Here is an 18919-nt window from a genome sequence, read left to right on the forward strand (position 1 = left end):
CACCACGGCGAGGCGTGAAAGCCCACTTTCCCCAGTACATGATGGCCCCCTTCCTTGCGCCAGGCGCAAGGAAGGGGGCCATCATGTACTCCCCGCGAGTACCGATCGCGGGAAGGTCAGAGCAGTTCGGAGGAGACCACCGAAGGCAGGCCGCGCAGCCCCTCCAGCAACGCCTCGACCTCCTCCTCCGCGATAAGGACGGCGCAGGTCATCGTGCTTTCCCGGACACCGTCGCGCACGTCGACCGACAGGTCGTGGACGAGGCAGCCGAGTGCGGCGACCAGGCCGGGGATCTGTTCGACGCCGCCGACGAAGTAGGTGGCGATCCGGCGGCGGACCATCAGCGCGGAACGAGGGGCGGGAACCTGGAACGTGGTGAGCGACATCGTGGATCTCCAAGAACGGGAACGAAACGGCCAGAAGGGCCAGGTCCCGGGAAGATGCCCCGTATCGAGGGGTCGCCGGACTGCGCGCCGGCGACCTGGTTTCAGCCGGCGCGCTTGAGTACGAGTCGAGCGAAGCGCTGCATGGGCGACAGGCTAGCACGCCGCTCGCGGACGTCAACGGCTACAGCCGCAGCCGCGACCCTTGTTCGCGGACGTGCGCGGCCGAACCGCAGTCGAGGTCCAGCTGCCGTTGCCGTTCCGCGACGAAAGCCCGTCCGAGGCCGGTCCGGTCCGAAGTGGACATGGTGCGCCGGAGTTCGTTCAGCAGTCCGCGTTCCTCGGAACGAATATGGGTGGCGACCGAATTTTCCAGTGCCACCAAGGCTTTCTCGGAGTCGACGGCTTCCAGTACCGCCAGCAGTTCGGCGGCGAGACCGCTCTCCGTCGCATCGGGACGGACGATTCGTTCCGTCGCGGTGACGTGGGCGACCAGCAACGCCGACAGTTCCGCGACCAGCGCCGGGCGGTCGGCCTCGTCGTTGCGGAGGTCCCGGAACAGCTGCTCGATCCGGCGGTGATCGGCCAGGACGACCTCGACCAGGTCGGAACCCGGGGGCGCGGCCGCCGGCCCCGGCCGCATCCAGCCGAAGGTCAGTTCCACGGCTTGGCGCCAGTGCGCGTATTCGCTGTCGCGGCGGGTGGGGTTCATCGACGGGAGCCACTGGCCGGCGCGGTGCCAGTTCCGGCGCAGGCCCTCCAGATCCGGCCAGTAGCCGACCGACAGTCCGGCCGCGTACGCCGCGCCGAGTGACACGGTCTCGGCGACCATCGGGCGGACCACCGGAACGTCGAGGACGTCGGCGACGAACTGCATCAGCAGGTTGTCCGCGGTCATCCCACCGTCCACTTTGAGCGTGGACAGGGCGAGGCCGGAGTCGGCGTTCATCGCGTCGACGACCTCGCGCGTCTGCCAGCCCGTCGCCTCCAGGACGGCCCTGGCCAGGTGTCCCTTGGTGATGTACGACGTCAATCCGGCGATCACCCCGCGTGCCTCGCTGTGCCAGTGCGGCGCGAAGAGACCCGAGAACGCGGGCACGATGTAGCAGCCGCCGTTGTCCTCGACCGTGCGGGCCAGCGTTTCGATCTCTGGCGCGCTGCCGATCAGTTCCAGCCCGTCCCGGAACCACTGCACCAGCGAACCGGTGACCGCGATCGAGCCTTCCAGCGCGTACACGGCGGGTTCGTCGCCGATCTTGAAACCGACGGTCGTCAACATGCCGTGGTCCGACAGCACCGGGGTCGGACCGGTGTTGAGCAGCAGGAAACTACCGGTGCCGTAGGTGCATTTCGCCTCGCCGGGCGCGAAGCAGGTCTGGCCGAACAGCGCGGCCTGCTGGTCGCCGAGCGCCGCCGCGATCCGGATCCCGGGCACCACCCGCGACGTCGTCCCGTACACCTCGGTCGACGGCCGGATCTCCGGCAGCATCGCGCGCGGGACGTCGAAGAACTCCAGCAGTTCGTCGTCCCACGACAGTGTCCGCAGGTTCATCAGCATGGTGCGGGAGGCGTTGGTGACGTCGGTGACGTGGACGCCGCCGTCGGGCCCGCCGGTCAGGTTCCAGATCAGCCAGCTCTCGACCGTGCCGAACAGGACGTCGCCGCGTTCGGCGCGTTCCCGCAGGCCGGGCGTCCGGTCCAGCAGCCACCGGACACGGGGCGCGGAGAAGTACGTCGCCAGCGGCAGACCGCACAGTTGCCGGACGCGGTCGGCGCCCGGTTCGCGGGCGAGTTGTTCGAGCATCGCGTCGGTGCGGGTGTCCTGCCAGACGATCGCGCGGCCGACCGGGTTGCCGGTGTGCCGGTCCCACAGCACGGTGGTCTCCCGCTGGTTCGCGATGCCGAGGCCGACCACCTGCCCGGCTTCGGCGCCGGCGTCGGCCAGCGCCTGCGGCACGATCCGGCCGACGTTGCGCCAGATCTCCGTCGCGTCGTGTTCGACCCAGCCCGGCCGCGGGAAGTGCTGCTGGTGCTCGCGCTGCGCGACCGACACCAGCCTGCCGCGCGCGTCGAACAGGATGCACCGCGTCGAGGTGGTGCCCTGATCGATCGACATCACATAGCGCTGGACCACGCGAGCACCTCCATCACCATCGGGACGCGCCGAGATCGCGCGAAACCGCCCGTGCCGCGTCGCGGACGTGACCGAGCAGCCGCGGGATCGGGCTGCCGTCGGGCTCGCAGATCCGGTCCGCCGCGCCGGACACCCCGATCGAGCCGACCACGATGCCGCCGTGGCCGCGGATCGGTGCCGCGATCCCGGCCTCGCCGGTGATCATTTCGCCGTTCTCGCTCGCCCAGCCCGCTTCACGCACTTTGCCGCAGGCGCGTTTGATCGCGGTCTGGGTGACCAGGGTCCGGCGGGTGTAGGCCTCCGGTTCGCCGGTGCGCAACGATGCCACGAGACCGGTGTCATAGGCCAGCAGGACTTTGCCGAGCGCGGTCGCGTGCAACGGAAGCAGCGTGCCGACGTCGAGGGTTTGCAGGCTGTCATCGGGCCGGAACACGTGGTGTACCACCAGGACCCGGCCCTCCAGCGGCGCGCCGATCCGGACGGCCTCGCCGCTGCGCGCGGCCAGCGCGTCGGCCCAGTTGATCGCGCGCGAGCGGAGTTCGTTGACGTCGAGGTAGCTCGTGCCCAGATGCAGCAGTGCCGCGCCCAGTTGGTATTTCCCGGAATCGCGGTCCTGTTCGACAAAGCCGACCCCTTGCAGGGTACGCAGAATCCCGTGCGCCGTTCCCTTGGCGAGTTCGAGTGAATCGGCGATCTCGCCGACCCCGAGACGGCCGGAACCGCGCGCCAGCAACCGCAGGATCGCGGCGGCGCGCTCGATGGACTGGATCGGACCGGGCACGGCCACACCGTAGCCCGACCGGCGCTGATTCGACAATGTCGAACATCGTCTTCGGACGTTCGACAATGCCGACCGGTGTCCGTTGACCCCGGGTTTCCCCGAACTTAACTTCGGCCTCATCAGGGCAACGGTGTCCTTTGTGGAGGAAGCAATGGTGCGAAACCTCAAGGCTCGCGGACTCGCGGGCGAACTGGCGGCGGAGTTCGTCGGGACGATGATCCTCATCCTGTTCGGCTGCGGGGTGGTGGCTCAAGTCGTCGCCGCGGGCATCGGCGACCACGACAGCATCGCGTGGGCGTGGGGCATCGGTGTCACGCTCGGCATCTATGTCGCTTCGCGGATCAGCGGCGCGCATCTGAACCCGGCCATCACCGTGGCGCTCGCGGTGTTCAAGGGCTTCTCGTGGCGCAAGGTCGCGCCGTACGCCTTGGCGCAGACCGCCGGGGCGTTCGTCGCCGCGCTGCTGGTGCGCTGGAACTACACCGAGGTGCTCAACGCCGCGGACCCCGGCCTGACGATCAAGACCCAGGGTGTCTTCTCCACCCTTCCGGGTAACGGAACCCTTCCGGTGGGTGACTGGGGCGCTTTCCGTGACCAGATCATCGGGACGGCGATCCTCGCGCTGGTGATCTTCGCCATCACCGACCTCCGCAACACCGCGCCCGCCGCGAACCTCGCCCCGGTCGTCGTCGGCTTCCTCGTGGTCGCGATCGGCATGGCCTGGGGCACCAACGCCGGCTACGCGATCAACCCCGCCCGTGACTTCGGCCCGCGATTGATGTCCTGGCTCACCGGTTACGACACGGCGTTCACCGATCAATACGGCTATCCGTACTGGTGGATCCCGATCGTGGCACCGGTCATCGGCGCGGTCATCGGTGGGGCGATCTACAAGTTCTTCATCGAACGCTACCTGCCCGCCGACCCGGCACCGGAAGCCTTGCCCGCCAAGGACATCGAGCGCGTTTCCTAGGGAGAGAAACCATGTCTGACTACATCGGCGCCGTCGACCAGGGCACCACCAGCACGCGGTTCATGATCTTCGACCACGGTGGCAACGAGATCGCCCGTCACCAGCTCGAACACGAGCAGATCCTGCCGAAGCCGGGCTGGGTCGAACACGATCCGACCGAGATCTGGGAGCGGACCCGTTCGGTCATCGCCACCGCGCTCAACAAGGCGAACCTGACCACCGCCGACCTCGCCGCGCTCGGCATCACCAACCAGCGCGAGACCACCGTCGTGTGGAACCGCCGCACCGGGCGCCCGTACTGCAACGCCATCGTGTGGCAGGACACCCGCACCGACCGGATCGCCTCGGCGCTGGACCGGTCCGGCAAGGGCGACATCATCCGCCGCAAGGCCGGTTTGCCGCCCGCGACGTACTTCTCCGGCGGCAAGCTGCAGTGGATCCTGGAGAACGTCGACGGCGTCCGGGAAGACGCGGAGAAGGGCTACGCGCTCTTCGGCACCACCGACTCCTGGCTGATCTGGAACCTCACCGGCGGGCCCGACGGCGGCGTGCACGTGACCGACCCGACCAACGCGTCGCGCACCATGCTGATGGACCTGGAAACCCTGGAGTGGGACGACGAACTGCTGTCGTTCTTCGACATCCCGAAGCAGATGCTGCCGTCGATCGCACCGTCGTCGAACAACGGCCGCTTCGGTACGACCCGCGCGGACGGCCCGCTCGGCGGCGAGGTCGCCATCACCGGCGTCCTCGGCGACCAGCAGGCGGCGACCGTCGGTCAGGTGTGCTTCCGCCCCGGCGAAGCGAAGAACACTTACGGCACCGGCAATTTCCTGTTGCTCAACACCGGGCACGAGGTCGTTCGCTCAAAGCACGGCCTGCTGACGACGCTGGCCTACCAGTTCGGTGACGAGAAGCCGGTGTACGCGCTGGAAGGCTCCATCGCCGTCACGGGTTCGGCCGTGCAGTGGCTGCGTGACCAGCTGGGCATCATCAGCGGCGCGTCGCAGAGTGAGAGCCTCGCCCGCCAGGTCGAGGACAACGGCGGCGTCTACTTCGTCCCCGCGTTCTCGGGCCTGTTCGCGCCGTACTGGCGTTCGGACGCGCGCGGCGCGATCGTCGGGCTCACCAGGGCGACCACCAACGCCCATCTGGCCCGGGCGACGCTCGAAGCGATCTGCTATCAGACCCGCGACGTCGTCGAGGCCATGCAGAACGACTCCGGGGTCACGCTCGACGTGTTGCGTGTCGACGGTGGCGTGACCGCGAACGAACTCTGCATGCAGCTGCAGGCCGACATCCTCGGCGTGCCGGTGTCGAAGCCGGTCGTCGCCGAGACCACCGCGCTCGGGGCCGCCTATGCGGCCGGTCTGGCCGTGGGGTTCTGGAAGTCCACCGACGAGCTGGAGCAGAACTGGAACGAGGACAAGCGCTGGGAGCCGTCGTGGACGGAAGAACAGCGCGCCGAGGGCTACGCGGGCTGGCAGAAGGCCGTCGGCCGCACGCTCGACTGGGTCGAGGTCGAGTGAGCCCGATGAAGACGAGGAGAAACACTGTGAAACCCGTACCGCTTTCCCCGGTCTACCGCGCGGAGACGTTGCGCAAGCTCGCCCGCGAAGAGGTCGAAGTCCTGGTCGTCGGCGGGGGAGTGACCGGCGCCGGCGTCGCGCTCGACGCGGCGTCGCGGGGGCTCTCCGTCGCGCTCGTCGAGGCTCGCGACTTCGCCGCCGGGACGTCCAGCCGGTCCAGCAAGCTGATCCACGGCGGGCTGCGCTACCTGGAGAACCTCGACTTCAAACTGGTCCGCGAGGCGTTGAAGGAACGGAGCCTGCTGCTGCAGACGCTGGCGCCGCATCTGGTCCGGCCGGTGAAGTTCCTGGTGCCGCTCAAGCACCGCGTCTGGGAACGCGGCTACATCGGCGCGGGTGTCACGCTCTACGACACCCTCGGCGGGGCTCGCGCGCTCCCGCGGCACCGGCATCTGTCCAAACGCGGCGCGGCGAAAGTGGCGCCCGGGCTGGCCGAAGACGCCCTGATCGGCGCGATCCAGTACTACGACGCCCAGGTCGACGACGCCCGCCACACGATGACGATCGCGCGGACGGCGGCCGAGCAAGGCGCCTCCGTCCTCACCCGGGCGCGAGTGACCTCGCTGATCCGAGACGGTGAGCGCGTCGTCGGTGCGAAGGTCGTCGACCGCGAGAGCGGCGCGGAGATCGAGGTCCGGGCGAAGACGGTCGTCGCGGCCACCGGCGTGTGGAGCGACGACATGGCCGAGGCGGCAGGCATCCCGGCGCCGTTCACCGTGCGCGCGTCGAAGGGCATCCACCTGGTGGTGCCGCGCGAGAAGATCGACCTGGACACCGGGTTGATCCTGCGCACTGAGAAGAGCGTCCTGTTCGTCATTCCGTGGGGACGGCACTGGATCGTCGGCACCACCGACACCGAATGGGATCTCGACCGCGAGCATCCGGCGGCCAGCCAGGCCGACGTCGACTACGTGCTCGACCACGTCAACGCCGTCCTGCGCACGCCGATCACCGCCGACGACATCGAAGGCGTCTACGCCGGGCTTCGGCCGCTGCTGGCCGCGAAGGCGACGTCGACGACGAAGCTGTCGCGGGAGCACGCCGTGGCGCATCCGGTGCCCGGCCTGGTGATCGTGGCCGGTGGCAAGTACACGACGTACCGCGTGATGGCGGCGGACGCGGTCGACGTCGCGGTGGAGGACCTCGGCCGTCCGGCGCCGTCGTCGTGGACCGAGCGGCTGCCGATCGTGGGCGCGACGGGTTACCACGAGCTGTGGGGCGCGCGGCACTCGCTCGCCCAGCGCGCGGGGCTGCCGATCGGCCGGATCGAGCACCTGCTCCAGCGTTACGGCACCGCGATCGAGGACATCCTGGAGTCCATTTCGGAGCGTCCCGAACTGGGCGAGCCGATCCCGGGAACGGCGGAGTACCTCAAGGCGGAGGTCGTCTACGCGGTCTCGCACGAGGGCGCGCTGCACCTGGAGGACGTCCTGACCCGGCGCACGCGGATCTCCATCGAGGAACGTGACCGTGGCGTGACGGCGGCGCCGGTGGTCGCGGAGCTGATGGCGCCGCTGCTGGGCTGGGACTCGCACAAGCGGGAACGCGAGGTCACCAACTATCTCGCCCGGGTCGAGGCGGAGCGTTCCGCGCAGGCCCAGCCGGACGACGAAGCGGCGAACGCCAGCCGGCTCGCCGCTCCGGCACTGCTGTCGAGCTGATCCCGGCGCTCGTGGGTGGCGTTTAGTCCTCTGGATGCGGTCCTTGCGCACGCAACTACCGCATTCAGAGGACTAAATGCTTATTGGAGCCAGTCGAGGTAGCGGGTCTTGGCGAGGCGGGCGCCGTCCTTGGTGGTGAGGACGTCGCCCTTGACTGCGGAGAACATGCCCGCGGTCTCGTCGGTGGTCACCGAACGCGGGTCTCCCTTGGCGGACAAGGTGATCCGGCCCAGTTCGGCCAGCGGGTAGACGTCCGGGCCGCCCACGTCGAGGGTCCCGTTCAGCGGCTTTCCGGCCGCGACCTCGGAAACGGCGGCGGCGACGTCCGCCGCGGCGATCGGCTGGATCGGCGTGCTGGGCAGGCGGACCGTGTTCTCGTCGGCGGTCCAGGACAGGACCGCGTCGACGAATTCCATGAACTGGGTGGCGCGGACGATCGAGTAAGGGACTCCGCTGCCCTTGAGGATGTCCTCCTGCAGTGTCTTCGCCCGGTAGTAGTCGAGATCGGGCACCTGGTCGACGCCGACGATCGACAGGATCACGAAATGCCCGGTGCCCGCCTTCTTCGCCGCGGCCACGAGGTTGTCCATCGACGTCCGGAAGAAAGCGGGGGACGCGTCGTCGAAGGTCGGCGAATTCGTGAGGTTGACGACCACGTCGGCACCGTCGAGCGCGGCGTCCAGTCCCTGGCCCGTGAGCAGGTCGACCCCGGTGGACGGCGAATGCGGGACCGCCTCGTGCCCTGCTTCGTTCAGGTTCCGCACGACCTGCGAGCCGATCAATCCGGTGCCGCCGATGATCGCGAATTTCATGACCCAGTGCCCTTCGTCGACAGGTGCCCGCTAACTCGGACACCTCATATCCGAGATACTACTCAGACATATTGTGTCCGAGTCAAGAGGCGGGTTAGAGTCATCCGGGTGAAGATGTCCGGCGGGGTCGAGTGGGCCCTGCACTGCTGTGTCGTGCTGACCTCGGTCGACGAACCCGCGCCTGCCGCGCGTCTGGCGCAACTGCATGACGTCTCCCCGAGCTACCTCGCGAAGCAGCTTCAGGCGCTTTCCCGGGCCGACCTGATCCGCTCGGTACAGGGGAAGTCCGGTGGCTATGTCCTCACTCGACCGCCTTCGGAAATCACGGTGCTCGACGTCGTCGAGGCGATCGACGGACCCGGACCGGCCTTCATCTGCACCGAGATCCGGCAACGCGGACCGATGGCGACGCCGCCCGAAGCGTGTACGGCGCCGTGCGCCATCAGCCGTGCGATGGCCAACGCCGAGACGCAGTGGCGGGCGGCGTTGCGCGCGGTCTCCATCGCGGACCTGGCCGAAGACGTCCGGGGTGACTACGGTCCGGGCGCGCTCGCCGGGATCGGCGCGTGGTTCAAGGCCGCTGACGGGCAGGGGTCGTGAGTGCTGATGAGGGTTCTCTTGAGGGGTAAGGCAAATAGGGCGTGATCGGCTCGTTGTCGTGAAGGTCCCCTTGCTTACCCTGAAGGTAGCGAAGGGGGCGTTCGCTACTTGGTTGCAGTCCCCGCTCACGACCCCTGGGGAGACCCCTCACTAGGTCGGTACATCAGCGCGGTGGCCGCCATGGTCGCGAGCACCAGCGCCGCCGCCAGCCAGAGCGTCCGCGTCAGTGAGTGTCCCTGCAGGAAGACGGTGCCGAGGACGGCGACGCCGAGCGTCGCGCCCAGTTGCTGCACCGCGTTCAGCAGTCCCGCCGCCGAACCGGTCTCATGTGGACGGACCCTGGACAGCGCCGTCGTGAAGAACGGCACCGTGAACAGCCCCAGTCCGAGGCCGCCGACCCCGAGTGCGAGCGGCAACGGACCCGTCATCGCCAGCAGGATCCCGGCGAGCAGCGACGCCAGGCCCGCGAACGCGACGCGTGCCCCGTGGCGGGGGACGAGCCATCGGCCCGCCGCCCACGACGACAGCGCCAGCCCGCCCGACCACGGCAGCAGGGTCAGTCCGGACGCCAGCACGCTCCGGCCTTCGCCGAGTTGCTGATGCAGGACGACCACGAGCATCAGCCCGTTCATCACCGCGAAGAACAACGTCGACGTCACCAGCGCCGCCGGGAAGCCGCGGTGGCCGAACAGGCTCGGCTCGACCAGTGGATGCCGCCGTGCCCGCTGATGGAACCCGAACACCACCAGCACGGCGACGCCGCCGGTGAACAGCGTCCAGTTCCACCGGTCGATCAGCGGATACACCATCAGCCCGGTACCGAGCGAGGCGAGGGCGGTGCCCTGCAGGTCCAAGCGGACCCCGTGCGCGACGCGGTCTTCCGGCAGCAGTCTGCCCACCGCGAGCACCGCGATCGAGATCGGCACGTTCACCAGGAACGCCGCTCGCCAGGTCGACAGCTCCGTCAACGCGGCGCCGAGCAGCGGCCCGCTTACCGCAGAAAGACCGACCACCGGCCCGTTCCAGCCGAGGGCCGCGGCCAGCGCCGGGCCGGTGTACAGCGTTTTGATCAGTCCGATGGTCTGCGGGATCACCAGGGCCGCCGCCACGCCCTGCACCGCCCGCGCGCCGATCAGGACGGCGGTGTCCGGTGCGAGCGCGCAGCAAAGCGACGCGAAGGCGAACGCGGCGACACCGGACAGGAAGATCCGGCGGCGGCCGAAGAGGTCACCGAGCCTGCCGCCGGCGATCAGGAGTACCGCGAACGGGAGGGTGTACGCGGCACCGAACCACTGGATGGCCGACGCGGGGCCGCCGAGGTCGGCGTGGATCGCCGGACCGGCGACCTGCGTGATCGTCGCGTCCAGCACGTTCATCGCCTCGGCCGCGAGCAGGATGGCGAGCGGGAGCGGGCTGGCTTTCGTCTCTTGCATGACCGCGATACTCGGGCGAACGATAGGCTTCGTTCCACGAATTCGGCGGCGAATGGACGAAATCTTCCATGCTTGACGAGATCGACCGCGGTTTGATCCATGCGCTGCACCTCGACGGCCGAGCGCCGTTCAGCCGGATCGGCGTCGTGCTGGGCGTGTCCACACAGACCGTCGCGCGTCGTTACCAGCGGCTTCGCTCCGAAGCGGGGTTGCGGGTGGTGGGCCTGCCGGATCCCGGCAGGGCGGGGCTGACGCAGTGGATTGTGCGGCTCACCGCCCAGCCCGCCACGGCGCGGACGCTCGCCCGTTCACTGGCGAAGCGGCCGGACACGTCGTGGGTCAAGCTGACCTCGGGCGGTACGGAGATCGTCGCGATCGCGCAGACGCCGACGGATTCGCCGAGCGCGATGCTGCTGCACGACATCCCGCGCACCGCGACCGTCACGGCCGTGTCCGCGCATCTCATGCTGCACACCTATCTCGGCGGCCCGACGGCTTGGCACGGACGGTTGGCCGCGCTGACCGAGGAACAACAAGAAGCGTTACGGGTAAAGGAAACCGTCGTCGATCAGGGTCCGCTGACCCCGGCGGACCACGCCCTGATCGACGTGCTCCGCCACGACGGCCGGATGAGCGTCACGCAGCTCGCCGTCGCGACCGGATTGGCGCCGTCGACCGTGACCCGTCGCCTGGACGATCTTCGCGCGAGCGGTGCGTTCTTCTTCGACGTCGAGATCAACGCGGCCCTGTACGGCGTGACCACCCAGGCGTTCCTGTGGATGGCGATCGCACCGGCGGATCTGGACGAGGTCGCGACGACCCTGGCCACCCACGAGGAGCTGGCGGTGGTCGCCGCCACGACCGGGCCGACCAATCTGATCGCGCAGGCGCTGTGCCCTGACCCCGCCGCGCTGCATCACTACCTCACCCGGCGGCTCGGTGCGCAGCGCGCGATCCGCACGCTGCACACCGCTCCGGTGCTGGAGATCGTGAAGGCGGTCGGGCCGCTTCCGGCGTGAGTTCAGAACCGGTCGGCGTGTTCCGTGACCCACTGGGCGAAGGTGCGGGCCGGGCGGCCGGTCACCTTCTCGACCGTGCCGACCACGGTGCTCGCCTCCGCTGGCGGGTCGGCGTACCAGCCGATGACGTACTCGGCGTCTGCGCGGGAGAATCCGGTGGTCATCAGCCGGTCGATGGCCGCCTCGTGGGGCAACTCGGCGAACGTGATGTCCTTGCCGAGGGTGTTCGCGAGGATCGCGACCCGCTGACGCGGGGTCAGCACTTCCGGGCCGGTCAGGTTGTACGCCTGACCCGAATGGCCGTCTTCCAGCAGCGCGGTGACCGCGACGGCGGCGATGTCGGCCTCGTGCACGAGCGCGCTGGGGAAGTCGTAGGGCTCGCGGACCACACCATCGGCGCGGATCGCGTCGATCCAGGTCAGCGTGTTGGACATGAACTCCTGAGGCTCCAGCCGCGTCCACGGCGCGTTTCGCCAGTTCGGCGCCGACGTCGGCGAGCCCGGCCGTCGCGGTGATGTGCAGCCGCGTGACGCCCTCGAAGGCTTCGGTCAGCGAGGTAAAAGCTCCAGCATCGTGGAGGTCAAGCGGCGTTCCACCGCTCGACGTCCGGGGATCACCTGTCAAGTCTTATTTTATGGCAGAAATTAACAGCGGCCGTACCGGTCCGAAACTCTTGACGCGCCCGTCCCCTCCGGTGAGGATCGGCCGGTCCCCGCCTCCCGCAGAATGGACCAGACCATGGCAAGACGTTCTCGTGCGCGCCGAAGTCCGCTCGTCGCCTTGATGAGCCTGGCCCTGCTCGGCGGCGCCGTGGCGGCCGCGCCGTCGGCGGGTGCGGCCGAACAGCCCGTGATCGGGAAGCCGGCGCTCGACCGGGACGGTTGCGCCCGGATCGAGAAGAGCCTTCCGCCGCTCGCCGACTGGCCGAAGGTCGAGAGCCGGTTCAAGGGCAAGGCCGGTGACGAGCAGCGGATCGCCCAGCTCCTCAAGGGGATGACCCTCGAGGAGAAGGTCGGTCAGATGACGCAGCCCGAGATCGCCGCCATCACCCCCGACGAGGTCCGGCAGTACTCCATCGGCTCGGTCCTCAACGGCGGCGGTTCGTGGCCGAACCAGGACAAGCACGCGTCGCAGCAGGACTGGCTGAAGCTCGCCGACGCCTACTGGGACGCCGCCAAGAACAGCCGGACCCGGACGCCGGTGATCTGGGGCATCGATGCCGTGCACGGCAACAACAACGTCTACGGCGCCACCGTCTTCCCGCACAACATCGGGCTCGGCGCGGCACACGACCCGTGCCTGGTGCGCGACATCTCCGCGGCGACGGCCCGGCAGATCCGCGCCACCGGTCAGGACTGGGCGTTCGCGCCGACGCTGGCCGTCGTCAAGGACGACCGCTGGGGCCGGACCTACGAAGGGTTCTCCGAGGACCCGCGGATCACCCGGGCGTACGGCTACGAGGCGATCAACGGTCTCCAGGACGGTTCGGCCAAACGCATCGGCTACAACGGCGTGATCGGCACCGCCAAGCACTTCATCGGTGACGGCGGCACCCTCAAGGGACAGGACCAGGGAGTCAACCCGTCCTCCGAGGCCGAGATGATCAACGTGCACGGCCAGGGCTACTACGGCGCGCTCGCGGCGGGCTCGCAGACCGTGATGGTGTCGTTCAACAGCTGGACCAACGCCGAACTCGGGATCGACGAGGGCAAGCTGCACGGCAGCGACAAGGCGCTGAACCAGATCCTGAAGGGCAAGATGGGCTTCGACGGCCTCGTCGTGTCCGACTGGAACGGCATCGGCCAGGTGCCCGGCTGCACCAACGCCTCGTGCCCGCAGGCGATCAACGCCGGCATCGACATCGTGATGGTCCCGCACGACTGGAAGGCGTTCATCGCCAACACCGTCGCGCAAGTCAACGGCGGCCAGATCCCGCTCGCGCGGATCGACGACGCGGTGACCCGCATCCTGCGTGTCAAGCTGCGCTCCGGGCTGTACGAGTCGCAGAAGCCGTCCGAGCGTTCCTACGCCAACTCCGACGAAGCGCTGAAGGAGACCTGGCTGGCACGCGACGCTGTCCGCTCGTCGCAGACGCTGTTGAAGAACAACGGAAACGTGCTGCCGCTGAAGCCGAAGTCGAAGGTGCTGGTGGTCGGCAAGAGCGCGGACAGCATCCAGAACCAGACCGGCGGCTGGACGCTGAGCTGGCAGGGGACCGGCAACACCAACGCCGACTTCCCGAACGCCACCTCGATCCTCACCGGACTCAAGCAGCAGCTCGGCGACGTCAACGTCACCTTCGACGAGAAGGGCGACACCGACCTGAAGGGCTACGACGCCGTTATCGCCGTCATCGGTGAGACCCCGTACGCGGAGGGCGTCGGCGACCTGACCCGCAAGACGCTGGAAGCCTCGAAGCTGTACCCCGAGGACCTCGCCGTCCTGGACAAGGTCAGCGGCAAGGGCGCTCCCGTCGTCACGGTGTACGTCGGCGGCCGCCCGCTGTACCTGAACAAGGAGATCAACCGCTCGGACGCGTTCGTGGCGGCCTGGCTGCCCGGTACCGAGGGTGGCGGCGTCGCCGATGTCCTCGTCAAGGGCGGATTCAAGGGCACCCTGCCGTACTCGTGGCCGAAAAGCGCCTGCCAGACGCCGTTGAACGCCGGTTCGCCCGAGTACGACCCGTTGTTCGAACTCGGCTACGGCCTCAAGACCGGGCAGCGTGTCACCGTCGGGCAGTTGGATGAGACCACGGGTCCGGTGACCTGTGGCTCCACCGGTGGCGGCGGCACCGCGACCGAGGACCTGGAAGTGTTCAACCGCACGGATATCGCGCCGTACAAGGGTTTCATCGGCTCCGCGCAAAACTGGGGCGGCACTGAGATCGGTCCGGACGGCACCGCTTCGCACGCCGAGATCGCGGTCGTCCAGTCCGATGTGAACGTCCAGCAGGACGGCCTCAAATCGACCTGGACCGGCACCGGCCCGGCGCAGCTCTACTTCCAGAATCCCGCCGGTACCAACGATCTTCGCGGGTACCTGAACGCCGACGCGGCGCTGGAGTTCGACACGATCGTGCATCAGGCACCGGCCAATCGGACGGTGATCAGCATGCATTGCGTTTATCCGTGCTTCTCCGAGGTGAACGCGACCAAGCTGTTCACCGACCTGGCGGGTGCGCCGAAGTCGACGGTGAAGATCCCGGTGTCGTGTTTCGCCAACGGGTTGGACCTGGAGAACGTCAACACGCCGTTCCTGGTGTACACCGAGGGGCAATTCTCCGCCTCGTTCGCCAATGTGCGGTGGGTGCCGAAGGGCGCCCAAGACCCCGATGTGAGGCCTTGTTCGAGTCTGAACTGACCCCAGGGCGCGGATCGCGTTCAGCAGGCTAAACGCGATCCGCGCCCTGGTCTTTACTTCTAAAAGCCTAGAGCGATGGGCTATCCGCGCAGCGCTGATGCCGATTTCGGTGCTTTGTGCTGATCGGGTACCCGGACGTGTCGCGGTGGGCGAACCTGTCGAGCGATTCCCGGTTATCCGTGGCGGCGCTACGGTTGAATGGAATTCATTTTTCCGCTCGATCGAGGGGACGATTCCTGTGAGACCCAGTCGCGGTGCCGCGCGCCCATTTTCGTTTTTGTCCGCCCTTGTCGTGCTCCTTTCGTTGGCCGTTGTCGTACCCGCCGGCCAGGCCAAGGCCGCACCCGGTCTCGCCACTCCGCACCTGACCGAGGTGTTCTCCCGTGACGGCGCCGCGGACGTGGTGTTCCTTCCAGCCAACCAGGACCGGAATCCGGCGGCGGAGTGGTCGATCACCGTCACGGCCGCGCCCGGTGGCCGGACCGCCGTGGTCAAGGACCGAAGCAACACGTCGGTGCGCGTGACGGGATTGACCAATGGCACGAAGTACACCTTCACCGCGGTGGAGAGCGTCGCAGGGGTCGCCTCGCCCAGGTCCGGCCAGTCCGAACCGGTGATTCCGAGGGTCGCGCGCAGGCCGCTGCCTCCGACCATCGACTCGGTACTCGGCCGGGACAGAAGCCTGGTGGTGCACTGGAACCCCGGTGCCGACCGGGGTGCGCCGATCACCGGCTACACCGTGACCGCGACGCCGTCGGGGAAGACGGTCAGCGTCGCGGGCAACGTCCGCACCGCCACGCTGACCGGGTTGACCAACGGCAAGACGGAGACCGTGTCGGTGACCGCGGCCAACAAGATCGGCGCGGGCAAGGCCGCGAGCAAGGGCGGAGCCGTGCCGAAACTTGCCTACGCGCCGGGCAAGCCGGAGGCGGTGGCGGCATTGCCCTCGGCCAATGGTGACCAGGGCTCGCTGGACGTCACGTGGCAGCCACCGGTGGACAACGGCGGCGCGGCTATCACCTCCTACACCGTCACGGCGTCGCCGGGCGCCAAATCGGTGAAGGTGGACGGGTCCGTGCGCAGAGCGACGCTGACCGGTCTCGACCCGCAGAAAGTGCACACCGTCAGCGTGACCGCCGCCAACGGCGCGAGCGGCCTCGCGGCGGCGGGCACCGGCCGGGCCAAGTCGGGCTACAAGATCGGTGGCAAGACCGTCAAGCTGAGCGTGAACAGCATGGACGCCATCAGCAAGATCACCCACGACCGAGTGGTGTTCAACCTGGCGACCCCTCAGGTGAAGAACCTCGCGGTCGGCCAGGTCATCGTCGCCGAGGCACGGCTACCCCGGCCGCGCAAGGGCCTGCTGCGCAGGATCACCGAGGTGCGGATCTCCGGTGAGAAGGTCGTGCTGATCACCGCCGACGCCAAGCTGCAGGAGGCGGTCGACACCTCCTCGCTGCACATCGCGCCCAAGGCCGACTGGATGCGCGACGGGCAGGCCCGCTCCCTGGTGCCCGGAGCCAGGGTCGAAGCCGAGTCGATCGGCGGCAAACTCGATCTGAGCATCGCCTACAAACCGCAGGTCTCGACCTCGGGCGACACCAAGCTCCAGGCCGAGGGCCAAGTCGGTTTCGAGGCCGGGCTGACCGGCGAACTCACCGTCACGCCGGACTGGGCGGTGAACGTCGACATGTCCTGGTTCCACCTCAACAGCGCTTCGATCAGCGCGACCGCCGCCGTCCACGCCTCGCTCGACGGCCGGTTCGCCGCAATGTTCTCCGGCTCGGTGGAACCGGAGAAACCTTTGGTGGAGTACGACTTCTCGTGCTACACGCTCTGGATCGGCTGGTTCCCGCTGGTGCTGTGCCCGAAATTCACCTTGAGTGGCAAGCTGACCGCGGAGGGCTCGCTGGAGTTCAGCTTCGCGGCGTCTTACGACCAGGTCATCGGCGGCAGGCTCAGCTACAGCGGGGAAACCCGTGAATGGACGCCGGAATCCTTGACCACCGCGGCCACCACCGCGTTCGAGCCGCGACTGGAGGCCAAGGCCCTGGTCAAGGTCGAGGTGCCGATCAAACTCGCCATCCTGCTCTACGACCTCGCCGGGCCCGGCCTCTACGTCACCCCGGCGCTGAGCTTCGACGCCGACTCGGCCAGGACACCATGGGGCAAGGTGCTCGTGGGGGTCGACGTGGGGTTGTCGTTCCAGGTGCCGCTACTGGACCTGGACAAGAGCATGAGCGTCTACCAGGACGAGTGGTCGGTTTGGGAATCCAGTGACAAGCTCACCACCCTCAAGGTCGAACCGGCGACCCGGAAGATGCGAGCGGGGGAGACCGTGCAGCTCACCGCCACGCCGGTCGGCTGCGCCAACACCCAGCCGGTGACCTGGTCCCTCGGAGCGAACGCGCTGGGCACGATCACGGCAGGCGGCCGCTACACCGCGCCCGCCACCGGTTCCGCGCACGACAAGGTGATCGCCACCAAGACCGCCTCCGGAACCTGCTCCCAGGCCACCGGTCACGCGTATGTCCACAGTGGAGTCATCGCGCCGAGCGCGCCGCTGAACCTGGCCTTCCGCCGTGACGGCGCGAACGTCGTCCTCACCTGGACGGCCCCGGCGGACGACGGCCACGAGGCGGTCACCTACGGCGTCGTCGTGTGCAAGTCCGCCGAAGCCGACGACACCTGCACCCTCCAGGAACGGATCTCCGGCAACGGATTCACCATCGTCCCCGATCCCGGCACCACCGACATGCCGGTCCGGGCGACGGTGCGTGCCCACAACAGCGCGGGCGACGGCCCGCCCGCCGAGTACGTCAAGATCGGCTGACCGAACCGCCGGGTGCGGACGGGCACGCCGCCCGCACCCGGCGGGTCAGCACCGGCCACTTCGTCACGAAGGCCGGTTCATGTCGGGGATCTCGATGTGCACAGGCCTCCCCTCCGAGAGCCACAGCCGGATGTACTGCCGGATGGCCTCGTCCAGTACCCAGGCGACCGGCGGCACCAGCGGCAGCGGGATGAGCTTTTCGTGGAACGCCACCAATGCCGGGAACGCGGTGCCGATCAGCGGATCCCACACGGGTTCCCGCGGGATGCCGTTCCACTCGGAGACCCGGTCGCCGACGACGTACCGCGCCAGCGCGTTGACCATCGGCCGGTCGGCGCCGCCGGGGCTGGTCTGCTCGGCGAGCATGTCGAGGAGGATGTCGGTGAGTTCGACGCCCTCGCGGGTAGGTCCCATCGCCGGGTCGAGCACCTGCGTGGACTGCGCGTAAGCCGCGTTCCACGTCGAGGGCAGGTATTCGTCGCTGATCCCGAGCATATGTCCGGTCACCTGCCAGATGTGCAGGTAGGCGGCGGAATGCGCGGGGGAGACCGCGACGCGCCACTCGGTCAGTTTGCGCATCGTGTAGGTCGGCAGGGTGTGCCAGGTGACCAGCATGTCGTTCTGGCTGATCGGGATACCCTGCTGCCAGTGCGGGGATTGCGGCAGCAGGTGCCGGACGGCGGCGTGTACTAGGCGGGTCTTCACCGCGGAGACGATCATCTGGCCGTCAGGCCGGTAGGCGTTGAGCGAACCCACGTCGTAGCCGAGCTTGGCCGTCTTCGCGACGCGGTCCTTCATGTCCGCGCCGCCTTTGGAGTAGTAGACCGCCCTCGCTTCGTTCGGGATGGCGGTGCTCAGCATCCCGCCGCCGAGGCCGTTCAGCAGGTTGACGAACCGCCCGCTGACCTTCATGAAATCCGCGGCCTTGTCCAATTTGGACTGATCGGCCCACGACGGCAGCGCTCGCGCGTGCTCGACGAACTCCCGCAGGTCCGGCGGGAGTCCGGACGGCGTCGGCTGGTCGTTCCTGGTCCAGGTCCGCAGCGCCTGGTTGACCTGCGCCACCTGCCCCCGGTCGAGGACCGCGGCGACCACTGGATCCGCTTCGGCGTCCCACACCCATTTCGGATCGGTGCCCGCCCCCGTTCCGGCCACCGAACCGCTCGGACTCCACGCCCAGGCGGGCTGGGCCAGCCCCATGGCCCCCAGAAGCGTCGCTCCACCACTGACGATCAGCATCTTGCGTCGATTGAGTTGGGTCATGCGCCAGTACTCCTCCTTGAGTCCCGGACCTGCGGATTGATACTGTGATACAAGTAGTGCAACCGCGTATCTCAAGGA

Annotated in this window: 14 protein-coding genes; 7 read left to right on the forward strand and 7 right to left on the reverse strand. The window is 68.3% G+C overall.

The window, feature by feature from the left end; genetic code table 11:
* Positions 1 to 116: 116 nt before the first annotated feature.
* The 3 genes from ACZ54P_RS29335 to ACZ54P_RS29345 all read right to left on the reverse strand — a co-directional run bounded on the left by ACZ54P_RS29335 (position 117) and on the right by ACZ54P_RS29345 (position 3298).
* The gene (locus tag ACZ54P_RS29335; protein WP_465464805.1) at positions 117 to 386 is read right to left on the reverse strand and encodes a hypothetical protein; all 270 of its coding nucleotides are present in this window, start codon (positions 384 to 386) and stop codon (positions 117 to 119) included.
* A 181-nt stretch (positions 387 to 567) separates the two neighbouring features.
* Entirely contained in the window at positions 568 to 2517 is a 1950-nt protein-coding gene (gene glpK, locus ACZ54P_RS29340; protein WP_465464806.1) for a glycerol kinase GlpK, read from the reverse strand.
* Between the two features lie 13 nt (positions 2518 to 2530).
* On the reverse strand, positions 2531 to 3298 hold the full coding sequence (locus ACZ54P_RS29345) for an IclR family transcriptional regulator (RefSeq protein WP_465464807.1): 768 nt from the start codon (positions 3296 to 3298) through the stop codon (positions 2531 to 2533).
* 151 nt (positions 3299 to 3449) lie between these two features.
* On the opposite strand from ACZ54P_RS29345, the gene ACZ54P_RS29350 reads away from it, so the two are divergent.
* Genes ACZ54P_RS29350 through glpD form a run of 3 tightly spaced genes read left to right on the forward strand, consistent with a single transcriptional unit; the run spans position 3450 to position 7521 of the window.
* Positions 3450 to 4271, forward strand: a complete 822-nt coding sequence (locus tag ACZ54P_RS29350) for an MIP/aquaporin family protein (RefSeq protein WP_125787025.1) — start codon at positions 3450 to 3452, stop codon at positions 4269 to 4271.
* 11 nt (positions 4272 to 4282) lie between these two features.
* Positions 4283 to 5800, forward strand: a complete 1518-nt coding sequence (glpK, locus tag ACZ54P_RS29355; RefSeq protein ID WP_465464808.1) for a glycerol kinase GlpK — start codon at positions 4283 to 4285, stop codon at positions 5798 to 5800.
* 5 nt (positions 5801 to 5805) lie between these two features.
* On the forward strand, positions 5806 to 7521 hold the full coding sequence (gene glpD / locus ACZ54P_RS29360) for a glycerol-3-phosphate dehydrogenase (RefSeq protein ID WP_465464809.1): 1716 nt from the start codon (positions 5806 to 5808) through the stop codon (positions 7519 to 7521).
* Positions 7522 to 7601: 80 nt separating this feature from the next.
* Here glpD and ACZ54P_RS29365 read toward each other — a convergent pair whose 3' ends face one another.
* Positions 7602 to 8333 (reverse strand): SDR family oxidoreductase, encoded by a 732-nt coding sequence (locus tag ACZ54P_RS29365; protein WP_465464810.1) that lies wholly within the window; start codon positions 8331 to 8333, stop codon positions 7602 to 7604.
* A gap of 114 nt (positions 8334 to 8447) precedes the next feature.
* Between ACZ54P_RS29365 and ACZ54P_RS29370 the strand changes: the two genes are divergently transcribed.
* Positions 8448 to 8933, forward strand: coding sequence for an RrF2 family transcriptional regulator (locus ACZ54P_RS29370; RefSeq protein ID WP_465464847.1), 486 nt, complete (start codon positions 8448 to 8450; stop codon positions 8931 to 8933).
* A gap of 125 nt (positions 8934 to 9058) precedes the next feature.
* Here ACZ54P_RS29370 and ACZ54P_RS29375 read toward each other — a convergent pair whose 3' ends face one another.
* Positions 9059 to 10366 (reverse strand): MFS transporter, encoded by a 1308-nt coding sequence (locus ACZ54P_RS29375; RefSeq protein ID WP_465464811.1) that lies wholly within the window; start codon positions 10364 to 10366, stop codon positions 9059 to 9061.
* Between the two features lie 68 nt (positions 10367 to 10434).
* Between ACZ54P_RS29375 and ACZ54P_RS29380 the strand changes: the two genes are divergently transcribed.
* Entirely contained in the window at positions 10435 to 11385 is a 951-nt protein-coding gene (locus ACZ54P_RS29380; RefSeq protein WP_465464812.1) for an Lrp/AsnC family transcriptional regulator, read from the forward strand.
* Between the two features lie 2 nt (positions 11386 to 11387).
* Here the strand turns inward: ACZ54P_RS29380 and ACZ54P_RS29385 are convergent, their stop codons facing one another.
* The gene (locus ACZ54P_RS29385) at positions 11388 to 11819 is read right to left on the reverse strand and encodes a Rossmann-fold NAD(P)-binding domain-containing protein (protein ID WP_465464813.1); all 432 of its coding nucleotides are present in this window, start codon (positions 11817 to 11819) and stop codon (positions 11388 to 11390) included.
* A gap of 349 nt (positions 11820 to 12168) precedes the next feature.
* Between ACZ54P_RS29385 and ACZ54P_RS29390 the strand changes: the two genes are divergently transcribed.
* Positions 12169 to 14745: a glycoside hydrolase family 3 protein gene (locus ACZ54P_RS29390; protein ID WP_465464848.1), complete on the forward strand. Its 2577-nt coding sequence runs from the start codon at positions 12169 to 12171 to the stop codon at positions 14743 to 14745.
* Between the two features lie 304 nt (positions 14746 to 15049).
* The gene (locus tag ACZ54P_RS29395) at positions 15050 to 17578 is read left to right on the forward strand and encodes a fibronectin type III domain-containing protein (protein ID WP_465464814.1); all 2529 of its coding nucleotides are present in this window, start codon (positions 15050 to 15052) and stop codon (positions 17576 to 17578) included.
* Between the two features lie 63 nt (positions 17579 to 17641).
* On the opposite strand, the gene ACZ54P_RS29400 is transcribed toward ACZ54P_RS29395, so the two are convergent.
* A complete protein-coding gene (locus ACZ54P_RS29400) occupies positions 17642 to 18841 on the reverse strand; it encodes an oxygenase MpaB family protein (protein WP_465464815.1) in 1200 nt (399 codons plus the stop codon).
* Positions 18842 to 18919 lie beyond the last annotated feature (78 nt).

It is taken from the genome of Amycolatopsis sp. NPDC034160 (assembly GCF_055575355.1).